At 64.1% G+C, this 14,223-nt stretch carries 13 protein-coding genes; 3 read left to right on the forward strand and 10 right to left on the reverse strand.

Annotated features, from left to right (window positions below):
- Positions 1-5: 5 nt before the first annotated feature.
- On the reverse strand, positions 6-641 hold the full coding sequence (locus OEZ71_RS04865; protein WP_263738784.1) for a CAP domain-containing protein: 636 nt from the start codon (positions 639-641) through the stop codon (positions 6-8).
- 160 nt (positions 642-801) lie between these two features.
- Between OEZ71_RS04865 and OEZ71_RS04870 the strand changes: the two genes are divergently transcribed.
- Entirely contained in the window at positions 802-2,106 is a 1,305-nt protein-coding gene (locus tag OEZ71_RS04870) for a UDP-glucose dehydrogenase family protein (RefSeq protein ID WP_263738785.1), read from the forward strand.
- A 93-nt stretch (positions 2,107-2,199) separates the two neighbouring features.
- Here OEZ71_RS04870 and OEZ71_RS04875 read toward each other — a convergent pair whose 3' ends face one another.
- From OEZ71_RS04875 to OEZ71_RS04890, 4 genes are read right to left on the reverse strand one after another with little or no spacing between them, the layout of a single operon-like run.
- Positions 2,200-3,708, reverse strand: a complete 1,509-nt coding sequence (locus tag OEZ71_RS04875) for a malonate--CoA ligase (RefSeq protein WP_263738786.1) — start codon at positions 3,706-3,708, stop codon at positions 2,200-2,202.
- A 51-nt stretch (positions 3,709-3,759) separates the two neighbouring features.
- Complete coding sequence (locus tag OEZ71_RS04880) at positions 3,760-4,548, reverse strand: metal ABC transporter permease (RefSeq protein ID WP_263739007.1); 789 nt, start codon at positions 4,546-4,548, stop codon at positions 3,760-3,762.
- A complete protein-coding gene (locus OEZ71_RS04885) occupies positions 4,541-5,314 on the reverse strand; it encodes a metal ABC transporter ATP-binding protein (RefSeq protein WP_263738787.1) in 774 nt (257 codons plus the stop codon). The genes OEZ71_RS04880 and OEZ71_RS04885 overlap by 8 nt, the downstream gene beginning before the upstream one ends.
- Complete coding sequence (locus OEZ71_RS04890; RefSeq protein ID WP_412175608.1) at positions 5,311-5,796, reverse strand: transcriptional repressor; 486 nt, start codon at positions 5,794-5,796, stop codon at positions 5,311-5,313. Before OEZ71_RS04890 ends, OEZ71_RS04885 begins: the two co-directional genes overlap by 4 nt.
- A gap of 103 nt (positions 5,797-5,899) precedes the next feature.
- Between OEZ71_RS04890 and OEZ71_RS04895 the strand changes: the two genes are divergently transcribed.
- Positions 5,900-6,871 carry a zinc ABC transporter substrate-binding protein gene (locus tag OEZ71_RS04895; protein ID WP_263738789.1) on the forward strand — a complete coding sequence of 324 codons (972 nt, stop codon included), beginning with the start codon at positions 5,900-5,902 and terminating at the stop codon, positions 6,869-6,871.
- Between the two features lie 217 nt (positions 6,872-7,088).
- Here the strand turns inward: OEZ71_RS04895 and OEZ71_RS04900 are convergent, their stop codons facing one another.
- Positions 7,089-7,847 (reverse strand): DUF1013 domain-containing protein, encoded by a 759-nt coding sequence (locus OEZ71_RS04900; protein WP_263738790.1) that lies wholly within the window; start codon positions 7,845-7,847, stop codon positions 7,089-7,091.
- 126 nt (positions 7,848-7,973) lie between these two features.
- Here OEZ71_RS04900 and OEZ71_RS04905 point away from each other — a divergent pair, with 126 nt between their 5' ends.
- Complete coding sequence (locus OEZ71_RS04905; RefSeq protein ID WP_263738791.1) at positions 7,974-8,603, forward strand: ribonuclease T2; 630 nt, start codon at positions 7,974-7,976, stop codon at positions 8,601-8,603.
- A 48-nt stretch (positions 8,604-8,651) separates the two neighbouring features.
- Here the strand turns inward: OEZ71_RS04905 and polA are convergent, their stop codons facing one another.
- From polA to OEZ71_RS04925, 4 genes are all read right to left on the reverse strand, one after another.
- Complete coding sequence (gene polA / locus OEZ71_RS04910; RefSeq protein ID WP_263738792.1) at positions 8,652-11,483, reverse strand: DNA polymerase I; 2,832 nt, start codon at positions 11,481-11,483, stop codon at positions 8,652-8,654.
- A gap of 335 nt (positions 11,484-11,818) precedes the next feature.
- The gene (locus OEZ71_RS04915; RefSeq protein WP_263738793.1) at positions 11,819-12,481 is read right to left on the reverse strand and encodes an OmpA family protein; all 663 of its coding nucleotides are present in this window, start codon (positions 12,479-12,481) and stop codon (positions 11,819-11,821) included.
- Between the two features lie 101 nt (positions 12,482-12,582).
- Entirely contained in the window at positions 12,583-13,437 is an 855-nt protein-coding gene (locus tag OEZ71_RS04920; RefSeq protein ID WP_263739008.1) for a bifunctional helix-turn-helix domain-containing protein/methylated-DNA--[protein]-cysteine S-methyltransferase, read from the reverse strand.
- A 75-nt stretch (positions 13,438-13,512) separates the two neighbouring features.
- Positions 13,513-14,124 carry a Hint domain-containing protein gene (locus tag OEZ71_RS04925; protein WP_263738794.1) on the reverse strand — a complete coding sequence of 204 codons (612 nt, stop codon included), beginning with the start codon at positions 14,122-14,124 and terminating at the stop codon, positions 13,513-13,515.
- Positions 14,125-14,223: the final 99 nt, after the last annotated feature.

The raw sequence follows: 14,223 nt of genomic DNA on the forward strand, positions 1-14,223 counted from the left end.
CAGCCTTACCCGGCAAAGCTTTGCGAAACATAAAGCCGACCGCAATATTCCGATCTCGGGTCGAAGCCGACTGCGGATCCGACCTGCGTGACCTTGCGGTCAAGGATGTTGCGCCGGTGCTTCGGCGACCCCATCCACAGATCCACAATGGTCCGCGCCATCGAGGCATAGCTGTGCGGCGGAATCATCTGGCCGCCATTCGTGGCGAAACCGCAATTCGCCCGGTCACGGATCAGAAACCGGCGACCATCAAGCTGATACCGGGCGATATAGCCAATGTTCTCGGACCCTGCACGGAACCGGATGCCGGAGGATTTCAGCCGCGCGGCTGCGGTGGCCTGCCCCGCAACCGTCGAGCGGTGTGACAATTGTTGCGACCGCGCCATCCACTTCGCATGGGTTCCCGCGACTTTGCGCAGTCCGGTGGCCTGCTTCAGCTCATGCAGCCCCTTCTTGCAGCGGTGATAGTTGAGTTCGGCCAGAATCGCCTTGTCCGCAAGGCCCTGGTCGATCCGCGCATTCGCCTTGATCATCGTCTCTGCCCCTTTGGGCATGTTGCGCGAACAGGCCTCAGCCGCGCCAGCGGCAAGCGTCAGGGCAATGGCGGCACTCAACAGTGCTTTGGCAGCAAGATTTCGCATCATCCCCCTCATTGCTCGATACAACGCGGCAGCGCATGGGTCACTGTGCATGAAACTTTGGCAATAACGTGGCCCGGCCATGCCGTTTTCGGGCCGGGGCGTTGACAGGGGGCGGGGGATCGTTCCATGTCGTCGCACTGTATTTGTCGAGGGTTCATTCATGAAAATCGCAATGATCGGAACCGGCTATGTCGGCCTCGTCTCGGGTGTATGCCTGTCCGACTTCGGACATGAAGTGACCTGTGTCGACAAGGACCCGCGCAAGGTGGAGATGCTTTTGCGCGGAGACGTGCCGATCTACGAACCCGGTCTCGATGTGCTGATGGCCCGGAACGTCGCCGCAGGGCGGCTTACCTTCACCGGCGACCTGAATGCGGCTGTCGACGGGGCGGATGCGGTCTTTATCGCCGTCGGCACGCCGACGCGGCGCGGTGACGGCCATGCCGACCTCACCTATGTGATGGCGGCGGCTGAGGAAATCGGCCGGGCCCTGACCGGCTATGCCGTCATCGTCACCAAATCGACCGTGCCGGTCGGCACCAATGCCGCCGTCCGTGCGGTGATCGAGAAGACATCGCCCGAGGCCGAGTTTGACGTGGCCTCCAACCCCGAATTCCTGCGTGAAGGTGCCGCGATCGACGATTTCATGCGCCCCGACCGCGTGGTCGTCGGCGTCACCTCGGATCGCGCGAAAAAGGTCATGGGCGAGATCTACCGCCCGCTCTTCCTGCGCGACTTTCCGATCCTCTACACCGATCTCGAAACCGCCGAGATGATCAAATACGCGGCGAATGCCTTTCTCGCGACCAAGATCACCTTCATCAACGAAATCGCCCGGCTTTGCGAAAAGGTCGGCGCGGATGTGAAACAGGTGTCGAAGGGCATGGGCCTCGACAACCGGATCGGCAACAAGTTCCTCCATGCAGGCCCCGGCTATGGCGGATCGTGCTTCCCGAAGGACACTTCCGCACTCGCCCGGATCGGGCAGGAACATGCAGCACCCATGCAGATCGTCGAGACGGTCATCAAGGTCAATGACGAGATCAAGCGGCGGATGATCGAGAAGGTCATGGACCTCTGCGACGGTTCGGTGAACGGCAAGACCGTGGCGGTTCTGGGTGTGACCTTCAAACCCAATACCGATGACATGCGCGACGCGCCCTCGCTGACCATCGTGCCCGCCCTGGTCGGCAACGGCGCCAGGGTCCGCGTGGTCGACCCTCAAGGCAGACGCGAGGGTGAAAGCCTCCTGCCGGGCGTAACCTGGATGGAGGATGCCTATGCCGCCGCGAAGGGCGCGGATGTGGTGGTGATCCTCACCGAATGGAACGAGTTCCGGGCCCTCGATCTCGCCCGTCTTGGCGGCACGATGAAGACCGCCCGCATGGCCGATCTGCGGAACATCTATTCGCCGAAGGATGCTGAGGCAGCGGGGTTCGAGGCCTATTCCGGCGTCGGGCGCTGACCAAGCCTTCCGGGGCGCTGCCCGTCGTCCATTGGTTCTCGAACCAATGGCGCACCAATGGACGACCCCGGAGTATTTTCGAACAGAAGAAGTTCAGGGCGCGAAGATGCCCTTGAAGTCCTCGCGCAGCGCGGCTTTCTGAACCTTGCCCATCGTGTTGCGGGGCAGTGTATCGCGGAACGCGATATGCTTCGGCTGCTTGAACTTCGCGAGGCTTTGCCCAAGCGCCGCGCGGATCGCCTGCGGATCAAGCAAGGCATCGGGTTCCGGCACCACGACCGCCACCACTGCTTCGCCGAAATCAGGATGCGGCGCGCCGATCACGGCGCTTTCCAGAACGCCCGGCAGCGCATCAAGCACCAGTTCGACCTCTTTCGGGTAGATGTTGAAGCCGCCCGAGATGATCAGGTCCTTGCCCCGACCGACGATGGTGACATAGCCGTCTGCATCCACCATCCCCAGATCGCCGGTGATGAAGAACCCGTCGGATCTGAGTTCCTCGGCGGTCTTTTCCGGCATGTTCCAGTAGCCCTGAAAGACGTTCGGGCCGCGCAACTCGATCGTGCCGATCTCCCCCGCCGGCAGATCCACACCCGATGCATCGCAGACCTTCACCTCCACGCCCGGCAGAGGGAACCCCACGGTGCCTGCGCGGCGGTCGCCCTCATAGGGGTTTGACGTGTTCATATTGGTTTCGGTCATCCCGTAGCGTTCCAGGATGACATGGCCGGTCCGGGTCTGCCATTGCCTGTGCGTCTCGGCCAGCAGGGGCGCCGAGCCGGAGATGAAAAGCCGCATCCTCGCCGCCAGATCGCGGGTCAGACGCGGATCGTCCAGCAGCCTTGTATAGAAGGTCGGAACCCCCATCATCGTGGTGGCCTGCGGCAAGTGCCGGATCACCTCGCTTGCGTCGAATTTCGGCAGGAAGATCATGCGCGCGCCCGCCAAGAGCGCGACATTCGTCGCGACGAAGAGGCCATGGGTGTGAAAGATCGGCAAGGCGTGCAACAGCACGTCCTGATCCGTAAAGCGCCAGTAATCTACCAGCACCTCGGCATTCGACAGAAGGTTCGCGTGGCTCATCATCGCGCCTTTCGATCTTCCGGTCGTGCCTGACGTGTAGAGCAAAGCCGCGAGGTCGTCCGCGTTCCGCTCCACCACCGGCACGGGAACAGCCATCGCGGCAGCCTCGGCGAAACTGCCCGTCCCGTCGGCGTTCAGCACCGCAAGCTGTGCGCCCGCCTTCGCCGCGACCGGGGCGAGGGTTGCCTCGGCGCGGCCATCGCAGAGCAGGAGTTTCGCCCCGGCATCACCCACGAAATACGCGACCTCGGCTGGGGTATAGGCGGTATTGAGCGGCAGAAAGACGACACCCGCCCGGATCGCCCCGGCGATGACCGCCAGCATGTCGGGACTTTTCTCCAGTTGCAGCGCCACCCGGTCGCCGGACCCAAGGCCCATGGCCACCAGCGCCCCGGCGAAGCGCGCCGCGCGGTCGGCAAAGGCGGCATGGCTGACCCGCCCCCCGTCCGGCAGGATCAGGAAATCGGCGTCGCGCCCCTCGTGCCGCCCGAAGAGGGCGTCGTAAAGATGATTTCCCATGGCCTGCCCCTGCTTCGTCCTGCCCGAATTACTGCCAACCGATCTCAGACTCTAGCCCCGGTGGCGGCAGGGCAAAAGGCTGACGGCGAAAAGCCCGGCGGCAGCCACGACAATTGACGGCCCGGCGGGCGTATCGAAGTGAAGCGAGGCCCAAAGACCGGCAATCACCGCCGCAACGCCGATCAGCACGGACAAAAGCGCCATCGCCTCGGGGCTGCGGGCAAAGGCCCGCGCCGTCGCGGCGGGAATGATCAGCATTGCCGCGATCAGAAGCGCGCCGACGATTTTCAGCGCCACCGCGACCACCAGTGCCAGCGCCAGCGTCAGCACCAGCTTTTCGCGCCGGGGGTCGAGGCCCGAAGCCATCGCCAGTTCCTCGTTCACCGTTGCCGTCAATAGCGCGTCCCAACGCCACAGGATCAGGGCCATAACCGCGCCCGATCCGACCCAGATCCAGATCAGTTCGCCCCACCGCACCGTCAGCACATCACCGAAGAGATACGAGGACAGGTCCGCCCTGACCGAGGGCAGGAAGGACACCGCGACAAGGCCAAGCGCAAGGGCCGAATGGGCCAGAACACCAAGCGCGGTATCGGCCGCCCGCCCCCGCCCGCTCAGCCCGTTGACCGCCAGTGCCATCGCCAGCGCCACGATCATCGTGCCGACAAGGACCGGCAGCGAGGCGGCCAGCGCCAGCGCCACGCCAAGGATCGCCGCATGCGCGGTCGCATCGCCCATATAGGCCATGCGCCGCCAGACGACGAAGGCCCCGAGCGGACCGGCCGCCAGCATCAGGCCGATTCCGGCCAGGCCGGCGCGGATGAGGAAATCGTCAGGCATGCTCGTCCTCGTGCCGGTGCGCATGATCATGGCCATGGTGCGCGTGATCATCTCCGTGATCGTGATCATGGTCATGAACGTGACGGTAAAGCGCCAGAGCCCCACCCGTCCCGAACCCGAACAGCGCGCGGTATTCCGGCGCCGCCGAAACGACATGCGGCGCGCCCTCGCAGCAGACATGACCGTTGAGGCAGATGACCCGGTCCGAGGCGCTCATCACCACATGCAGGTCATGGCTGACCATCAGCACGGCGACACCCGTCTCGGCCCGCACCTCCTCGATCAGGTGGTAAAAGGCGGCGATGCCCGGCTGGTCGAGGCCCTGAGTCGGCTCGTCGAGGATCAGAATCTCCGGCCGGGCCAGAAGCGCGCGCGCGAGCAGCACGCGCTGTAACTGTCCCCCGGACAATCCTGCCATCTGCCGGTCTCGCAGCCCCGGAACGCCGGTTCGGACCAAAGCCGCCTCGGCCTCGTCAAACGGAACCCGGCGCGGCAACGACAGGAACCGGCCCACCGTCATCGGCAGGGCCGCGTCGATATGCAGCCGTTGCGGCACATAGCCTATACCAAGACCGACCCGGCGGATCACCTCGCCTTCCGCAGCGGGCTCCAGCCCGATCAGCGCGCGGATCAGCGTCGACTTGCCCGAGCCGTTCGGACCAACGACGGTCACGATCTCGCCCGGCCGGATCGCGAAATTCACGCCCTTCAGAACGGTCGCCGCACCGTGCTGAACGCAGAGCCCCCGCGCCTCGATCAGCGTCACGATTCCGTCTCCGCACAGGTGGGGCACAGCCCAAGCGCCTCGACATTCGCCCGTTCCACGGTGAAGCCGATATCGGCGGCCGCCTTGCCCAGCGCGGCATGAATCGCCGCTGCCGGCGCCTCGGCCACGGCGGCGCAGGATTTGCAGATGAGGAAGGCGGGACTGTGCGCCTCGCCCGGATGCATGCAGGCGGCGAAGGCATTCAGACGCCGGATCCGATGCGCAAGGCCCTGATCGACGAGATAGTCGAGTGCCCGGTACGCTACCGGCGGCTGGTTGCCGAACCCGGCATCGGCGAGCTTTTCAAGAACCTCATAGGCCCCCATTGCCCGGTGCGATTCGAGCAGGATTTCCAATGTACGTCGGCGAACCGGCGTCAGCCGCGCGCCGCTGATCGCCTCCGCCCGGGTCAGCACATCGCCCGCGCAGGTCCTGTGGTCATGGGCCTCAAAGGCCAATGCCGGATCGGTCATCTCAGTGATCCCCCGATGTCTGGTCGCAATCGACTTGACATGTTATGCTATAACATACGATATCGCCCGCGGGTCGACAATCCCCTCATCTACGGCCCGGAAGGAACTTGCCATGCGTCCGGTAATCGCCCTCTCCACCTGCCTTGTTTTGGCCGCCGCCCCGTCGCTCGCCGAGGTGCCCGAGGTGGTGACCGACATCCCGGCGGTGCACTCCCTGGTATCCCAAGTGATGGGCGATCTCGGCACCCCGACGCTGCTTCTCGATCAGGGGGCGGATGCCCATGATTTCCAGCTCCGGCCGTCGCAGATCAGCGCGGTTCAGGGGGCAGATCTCATCGTCTGGATCGGCCCCGAACTGACGCCATGGCTTGACCGGATTGTCGACGAAGGATCGGGCGAACAATCCCTGTCGCTGCTTCATCAGACGGGCACGACGATCCGCGAGTTTGAAGCCGACCACAATGACGAATCGGACCATGACGCTCATACAGGCCACAGCCATGGCATGGATGGCCACGATCATGCGCATCATGCCCCGGTAGCCGGTGAACACGACCACGACGGCCTCGATCCCCATGCCTGGCTCGACCCCGACAATGCCGCGCTCTGGATCGGCCTGATCGCAGATGCGCTGGTCGAACGCGACCCCGGCAATGCCGTAACCTACCGCGCAAATGCCTCCCTGGCACTCAGCCGGATCAATACGATTAAGGATGAGCTGGAAGAGCAACTCACCACCGTGAAAGACCAGCCCATCGTCGTCGCTCACGACGCCTACGGTTACTTCGCCGATCACTTCGGCCTGACCATCGCCGCGAGCCTTGCCGAAGGCGATGCCGCCGATCCCGGCGCCGCCCGTCGGTCAGAGCTTCGCGCCCTTCTCAAAAGCGGCGGCGCAGTCTGTATCTTCCCCGAGGCCATGGGTGACCCCGACATGGTGACGCTTCTCGCCGAGGGCACCGACACCCGCATCGGTGCGCCGCTCGACCCTGAGGGACGCGGCCTGCAACCTGGGCCGATGCTCTACGATCAGATATTGGTCGGGATGGTCACGGCCATCACCGACTGTCTCGCCGGTAACTGACGTCCACGGCGCCCCGGAGCGGGAAAAAAGGCCCGCGCAGCCGCTGAACAACACGAATGTCAGGCCTTCACGAACGCGAATCCCGGGGCCAGGAGACGATTTCTTGAAAAGAAATCGCGCCGGAAACTTTCAAAGTTTCCGGCGCCCTGTTTCCACGCGATTGCGGTCCCGACACGACTGAAACAAAACGCCCCGGCGGTGCCGGGGCGTTCGGGGATCACTTGTCGTCGTCATCCTCGTCGTCATCATCGTCATGCGGCAGGTTGAAGAAGCTGTCGGCGTTCGAGTAGTCCGCCGGGTTCTTCTCTTCGTCCTCCTCGCTCTGGCTGAGGGAGAAGTTCTCCAGCCCGGCAATCGCCGTCGGCATCTTCGGCTCGGACGACATGCCAAGCGACTGCTCGGTCGAAACGAGCTTGCGGCGCTCGTCATCGGACATTACCGCGCCGTCAGCCGCTTTCTTCTTCGCGGCCTTCTGCACGGCGGCATCCAGTTCCGACTGACGGCAGAGGCCCAGCGCCACCGGGTCGATCGGCGTGATATTGTTGATGTTCCAATGCGTCCGCTCGCGGATCGAGGCGATCGTCGGCTTCGTCGTACCAACAAGCTTGCCGATCTGACTGTCGGCAAGCTCGGGATGGAACTTCACCAGCCACAGGATCGCCGCCGGACGGTCCTGACGCTTGGACAAGGGCGTATAGCGCGGACCCCGGCGCTTTTCCTCGCCGAGCGAGGCCGGGTTGAACTTCAGCTTCAGCTTGTGCAGCGGGTCCTTCTCACCCTTGTCGATCTCGGACTGCTCAAGCTGGTTGTTGGCGATCGGGTCGAAACCCTTGACGCCAGTCGCGACATCACCATCGGCGATGCCCTGCACTTCAAGCTCGTGCAACCCGCAGAAATCGGCGATCTGCTTGAAGCTCAGCGTCGTATTGTCCACCAGCCACACGGCCGTGGCCTTGGCCATAAGCGGTTTGTTCATACGGCATCTCCTTTACAAATCTCTCCCGTGCCGGGAAAACGGCCGCGACCTTTCGGGCCGCCTTTCCTCGTTTTCGGGGAAGTTGGGGGGCTATATAGTCCTTCGCGCGACCGGAGAAAAGAGAAAATGCGCTGGCTTGCCGCCCTTGCCTTTCTGCCCCTGCCCGTTTTCGCGGAAGGCGAAGCGGCAGGCGCGTTCGACTACTACATCCTGTCGCTCTCGTGGTCGCCCACCTTCTGCGCGCTGACCGGCGATGCGCGGGGCGAGGATCAGTGCGACCCCCGGCACGATCACAGCTTCACCCTGCACGGGCTCTGGCCGCAATACGAGTTCGGCTGGCCGAGCTATTGCCGCACCTCCGCGCGCGACCCCTCACGCGCGGACACAAGGGCGATGGCCGACATCATGGGATCGGCGGGCCTGGCCTGGCATGAATGGAAGAAACACGGCCGCTGCACCGGCCTTTCGGCTGACGACTATTTCGCGGCCTCGCGCCTGGCTTATGAAAAGGTCACGATCCCCGATGTTCTCGCCCAACTCGACCGCGACGTGAAACTGCCCGCAAGCGTGGTGGAGGAGGCATTTCTGGAAGCCAATCCCGGCCTTGACCGCAACATGATCACCATCACCTGCGAGGCGGGCCGGATCGACGAGGCCCGCATCTGCCTGACCCGCGACCTGGAGTTCCGCACCTGCGGCGAGGATGCAATCCGCGATTGCCGGATGCGGGACGCGCTGATGGAAAAGGTGCGGTGAGCGACAGTAAGGTGGGTTTAAACCCGACATACAGGCAATTGAACCGGGTCAATGCGCCTCGGCCCAGTTCGCCCCCTGCCCGGCATCGACCACCAGCGGCACATCGAGATGCACTGCCGGATGGGCCGCGCCCTCCATCACATCCCGCGCCGTCGCGATCAGCTTGTCGACTGCGCCTTCCTCGACCTCGAAGAGAAGTTCGTCATGGACCTGCAGCAACATCGTCGCGGGAAGGTCGGCGATGGCAGCAGGCATGCGGATCATCGCCCGCCGGATCACATCCGCCGCCGCGCCCTGAATCGGCGCGTTGATCGCCGCGCGGCGGGCGAAGCCCGCATGGGGCCCCTTGGCATTGATCTCGGGCGTGTGGATCTTGCGCCCGAAAAGCGTCTGGACGAAGCCGTTTTCCTTGGCGAAGGCTACCGTCGCCTCCATGTAGTCCTTGATCCCCGGGAAGCGCTCGAAATAGCGGTCGATGAAGCCCTGCGCCTCCGCCCTCGGGATGCGCAGGTTGCGGGCAAGGCCAAAGCCCGAAATGCCATAGATCACCCCGAAATTGATCGCCTTGGCCTGGCGGCGCACCATCGGGTCCATCCCCTCGACCGGCACGTTGAACATCTCGGACGCCGTCATCGCGTGAATGTCGATCCCATCACGGAAAGCTTGCTTCAGCTGAGGGATGTCGGCGACATGGGCAAGGATGCGCAGCTCAATCTGGCTGTAGTCAAGCGACACCAGCCGCATCCCCGGCCCCGCGATGAAAGCTTCGCGGATACGCCGCCCCTCCTCGGTTCTGACGGGGATATTCTGCAGGTTCGGGTCCGTGGAGGCGAGGCGGCCCGTCGACGCGCCCGCGATGGAATAGGATGTGTGGACCCGGCCAGTATCGGGATTGATCGCAGTCTGAAGCGCGTCCGTGTAGGTCGATTTCAGCTTCGAGAGTTGCCGCCAGTCAAGAACCGTCGCCGCCAGCTTCGCGGCATCCGGGTTCACATCCTCCAGCGTCGTGATGTCTTCCAGCACATCGGCACCGGTCGCATACGCGCCGGTCTTGCCCTTCTGCCCGCCTTCGACGCCCATTGTGTCAAACAGGATCTCGCCCAGCTGCTTGGGACTGCCGACATTGAAGGGCTGACCGGCGATCTCCTGTATCTCGGCCTCCAGCCCCGCCATCTTCTGCGCGAAGGTGTTCGACATGCGGGACAGGACCTGACCATCGACCCGGATGCCCGCCATTTCCATATCCGCGAGCACCGGCACCAGTGGACGTTCCAGCGTTTCATAGACGGTCGTGACCTGCACCCGGTGCAGGTTCGGCTTGAAGGCCTGCCAGAGGCGGAGCGTGATATCGGCGTCCTCGGCGGCGTATTTCACGGCCTCGTCGATCGGCACCCGGTCGAAGGTGATCGCCGACTTGCCAGAGCCAAGAAGCGATTTGATTTCAATGGATTTGTGGCTGAGATAGCGTTCCGACAGAAGGTCCATGCCATGATTGTGCTGACCTGCATGCATCGCGTAGGACATCAGCATCGTATCGTCGATGGGTCCAACCTGGATCCCTTGGCGTGCAAAGATCTTCCAGTCGTATTTCATGTTCTGGCCGATCTTGAGGATCGCATCATCCTCCAGCACTGGTTTCAGGATCGCCAGCGCCTCATCAAGCCCCATCTGCCCATCGGACAGATCGTTCGACCCAAAGAGATCGCCGCCACCCTGCTTATGGCCCAGCGGGATGTAACAGGCCTCGCCGGGGATGACCGAAAGGGATATCCCCACAAGCTCGGCCCGCATCTCGTCAAGGCTGGTGGTTTCGGTATCGACGGCGACATAGCCCCGCTCGCGGATCAGATCGACCCAGCGGGTCAGCGCCCCGGCATCGCGGATACATTCGTATTTTGCATGATCGAAGGGCGGCTGGTCCGGCGCCGGGGCCTCCTCCTCCGCGTCATGGCTGACCGGAACGGCAGGCGCCTCCGGGATCGCCGGGGCCTCCACCTTCAGCGCCTCGGCGACGCGTTTCGTCAGCGTGCGGAACTCCATCTGGGTCAGGAACCCCATCAGCGGTTCGGCCTCGGGTGCCCGCACCTCCAGCTCGTCGAGGGTCCATTCCACCGGCGTGTGATCGTCAAGCGTCACCAGCCGCTTGGAGATGCGGATCAGATCGGCATTATCGATCAGGGCCTGACGGCGCTTCGGCTGCTTGATCTCTTCCGCACGCTCGAGAAGCGTTTCCAGATCGCCGTATTCGTTGATCAAAAGCGCCGCCGTCTTCACGCCGATCCCCGGCGCGCCGGGGACGTTGTCGACGCTGTCGCCCGCCAAAGCCTGCACGTCGATCACCCGGTCGGGCTTCACCCCGAACTTCTCTTCCACCTCATCGACACCGATACGCTTCGACTTCATCGCGTCAAACATCTCGACGCCATTGCCGACAAGCTGCATCAGGTCCTTGTCAGACGAGATGATCGTGACCTCGCCCCCGGCCTCACGCGCCTGGCGGGCCAGCGTGGCGATGATGTCGTCGGCCTCATACCCCTCCATCTCAAGGCAGGCGACGTTGAAGGCCTTGGTCGCCTCGCGCGTCAGGGGAAACTGCGGCCGCAGGTCCTCTGGAAGCTCCGGCCGGTTCGCCTTGTACTGGTCGTAGATCTCATCGCGGAAGGTCTTGGACGAATAGTCGAAGACGCAGGCGATATGGGTCGGCGCATCATCGCCCTTGTTGTTGGCAAGCTGCGACCAGAGCATGTTGCAGAACCCCGCCACCGCCCCGATAGGCAACCCGTCCGATTTGCGCGTGAGCGGCGGCAGCGCGTGGTAAGCGCGGAAGATGTAGGCCGAGCCGTCGATCAGATGCAGATGGCAGCCCTTGCCGAATGTCATGTCAGCCTCCCCTCGCGCCTCGGTCGGACGAGTATTGTCACGTTCCCTGACCGGGTGCCACCCTCGGGAAAGCAAGAAATGGCGAGGGGTGGGTGTGAGCCATTTGCGGGCAGAGCTCGGGAAAATCTTCACTCTGGGCAGTGCGACGGGGCACGAAGGGTTTTGGAACAAAACCCTTCGTGCCGGCCGGAAAAGTTTTGGTCAAAACTATTCTGGCCACGCGGTTCTGATCTGTCCGATATGTTCCTTTTTCCCGAAAGTGGACACCCGTTCCGGAAAGGCCATGAAAAAGGCCGGGCATGATGGCCCGGCCTTTCTGGTTCGTGGGTGACAGATCAGCCCGTCGGGATGATCAGAATCTCCACCCGGCGGTTCTGGGCGCGGCCTTCGGGCGTCAGGTTCGACGCGACTGGCACATCCTCGCCACGGCCATAGGCCACGAGGCGGCCGCCCGAGACGCCCGCGTTGCGCAGTACGGCGGAAACCGCCATGGCGCGGCGCTGCGAGAGGTCCTGGTTGTAGGCAGCCGAGCCGGTATTGTCGGTATGGCCGATGATCTCCACCCGGCTGTTCGGGTAGCGGTTGAGGTTGTCGGCGACCGCATAGAGGTCGTTCTGGATCGAGGGCATGACCGCGGCGCTGTCGACGGCGAAGAGAAGCCCTTCCGGCATGACGACGCGAAGCTGGTTGCCTTCGTTGATGATGCGGATGCGGCTGTCGTTGATCTCGGCCTGAAGTTCGGCCGCCTGACGGTCGAGGTTGTGGCCGATCACGCCGCCGGCAAGACCGCCGATCGCGGCGCCGACCACGGCGCGGTCGAGCTTGTCCTTACCGCCGTCGCCGGTGAGGATGCCGAGCCCGGCGCCGATGGCCGCGCCGGTCAGCGCGCCTTCCTTGGTGCGCTGGTTCGGGTTCGACGAATATTCATCGACCGGGGTACAGGCCGTGAGCGTCAGAACCGCTGCGGTCCCGGCGACGAGTAAAGATTTGATGTGCATGCAAGCTGCTCCGATTTGTTATCTGCGCGCTATTTCGGAGATTATCCGTTGTTAGGCAATAACGCGCGGCCCCAGATTCGGTTCCAGCAGCTTTTCGCCTATCAGGCGGCGCCTTCCGCCTCGGCCCGCGCGGTCTCCCATGCCAGCATGGCGCGTTTGACCGGCAAGCCCCAGTGATAGCCGCCCAAACCGCCGGATTTGCGGATCGCCCGGTGGCAGGGAATGAGCCAGCTGACCGGGTTGCGCCCGACCGCCGTGCCAACCGCACGGACGGCGCGCGGATTGCCGATGGCGCCCGCGATGTCGGAATAGGTGGTCACATGGCCCGAGGGGATGGTCAGGAGGGCTTCCCAGACCTTGATCTGGAAGGGCGCGCCAATCAGGTGTAGCCGCGCCTCGCCCGCCTGGGCGAAAGCGGCTGTGACCCATGGCTCCAGCGTCGCGGGGGCCTCGTCGAAGCGGGCGCGCGGCCAGCGTGCCGCGAGGTCGGCGAAGGCGGCATCGCGTCCCGTTTCCGCAGTGAAGGCCATGCCGCAGAGCCCGCGTTCGGTGCCCATTGCGAGCGCCTCGCCGAAGGGTGAGGGGAACCAGCCGTAGCGGACGCCCAGCCCTTCACCGGCGCGGGCGTAATCGCCGGGGCTCATCGCCTCCCATCTGAGGAAGAGGTCATGGAGGCGGCCGGTGCCCGAGAGCCCGGCCTCCGCCGCGGTGTCGAGAAGCGTATGGCGGTCGGCCAGCAATCGCCGGGCAAGGTCGATGGTCAGGTATTGCTGGTAGCGCTTGGGCGAGACGCCGACCCAGCGTGAGAAAACGCGCTGGAAATGCGCGGGGCTCATCGACAGGCGCGCGGCCAGATCGTCGAGCGTCATCGCGGTGCCACCCTCGGCGTCGATGAGGGTCAGGGCGCGGGCGATGACGCCGTAATGGTAGCGGTCGTCGTTGGTCTCGGTCAGCATGAACATATCTCCTTGCCCCTGAAGATAGGCGAGGGCGCGCGGCGGCGCGACCCGGATCATGCGGCTTTGGCGGGATCAGGCGGCGAGGCCGCCGTCGCGGCGAATGGGACCCATGATTGCGGCGGTCTGCTGCCGGGAAAGGCAGGTCCGCGCGGTCTGAATATGCGGTGTGCGCAGGCAGTCGCGAAGGTGGGTGCCGAGTGCGGCGGGTGGGTTGGTGAACCAGTTTGCATCAGCAAAGAGGCTTTCGCACCAGATGCCATTGGCAAGGATCAGTTCATGGTCGCCGAGCAATAGCTGAAACAGGGGAGCAGAATGAAGCAAGTCTGACGACTGTCGGCCAGTCCCCGCCAGATGATCGGCCGTGGCGAGCGCCTCGTGATCGCCGATATGCAGCGCGACCCGGGGGCCGGATAGAAGCAACCGGTGATGCACGCCGAGATGGAGCGGGCGCTGCGGCAGGCCGGGGCCGAGGCTGTCCGCCGGAACCCGGACCAGCCGGTGGTCTTGCGGCCGGGGAAGCGCACCGGACCAGATCAGCCGCCGGTAGCCATGATCCATGGTCAGGATACGGTCGTTCGCTTTCAGATCCTCGACCGCCACCTCACCCCGTTCCGTCGCTATGCCGGTGCCGGGGGCAAAGCCCGTCGTCTGCGGGAAGGGGGAATGTTGCGGGGATAAAGCCATGACGCCTCCTTGCCGTGAGGGAGAGGGTCGCCTTGGGGCGCGAAATCCCGGTTAATGCGGCGGGAGGAAATCCTTCGAATTGTACGCGCTTGCCTCGCG

It is taken from the genome of Albidovulum litorale (assembly GCF_025751495.1).
Lineage (GTDB): Bacteria > Pseudomonadota > Alphaproteobacteria > Rhodobacterales > Rhodobacteraceae > Albidovulum > Albidovulum litorale.

Excerpts from the sequence above, each read along its gene's own strand:
- OEZ71_RS04880 (WP_263739007.1), bottom strand. The coding sequence starts at position 4,548 with ATGCCTGACGATTTCCTCATCCGCGCCGGCCTGGCCGGAATCGGCCTG.
- OEZ71_RS04915 (WP_263738793.1), bottom strand. The coding sequence starts at position 12,481 with ATGCACATCAAATCTTTACTCGTCGCCGGGACCGCAGCGGTTCTGACG.
- OEZ71_RS04925 (WP_263738794.1), bottom strand. The coding sequence starts at position 14,124 with ATGGCTTTATCCCCGCAACATTCCCCCTTCCCGCAGACGACGGGCTTT.
- OEZ71_RS04920 (WP_263739008.1), bottom strand. The coding sequence starts at position 13,437 with ATGCTGACCGAGACCAACGACGACCGCTACCATTACGGCGTCATCGCC.
- OEZ71_RS04875 (WP_263738786.1), bottom strand. The coding sequence starts at position 3,708 with ATGGGAAATCATCTTTACGACGCCCTCTTCGGGCGGCACGAGGGGCGC.
- OEZ71_RS04870 (WP_263738785.1), top strand. The coding sequence starts at position 802 with ATGAAAATCGCAATGATCGGAACCGGCTATGTCGGCCTCGTCTCGGGT.
- OEZ71_RS04900 (WP_263738790.1), bottom strand. The coding sequence starts at position 7,847 with ATGAACAAACCGCTTATGGCCAAGGCCACGGCCGTGTGGCTGGTGGAC.
- polA (WP_263738792.1), bottom strand. The coding sequence starts at position 11,483 with ATGACATTCGGCAAGGGCTGCCATCTGCATCTGATCGACGGCTCGGCC.
- OEZ71_RS04865 (WP_263738784.1), bottom strand. The coding sequence starts at position 641 with ATGCGAAATCTTGCTGCCAAAGCACTGTTGAGTGCCGCCATTGCCCTG.
- OEZ71_RS04895 (WP_263738789.1), top strand. The coding sequence starts at position 5,900 with ATGCGTCCGGTAATCGCCCTCTCCACCTGCCTTGTTTTGGCCGCCGCC.
- OEZ71_RS04905 (WP_263738791.1), top strand. The coding sequence starts at position 7,974 with ATGCGCTGGCTTGCCGCCCTTGCCTTTCTGCCCCTGCCCGTTTTCGCG.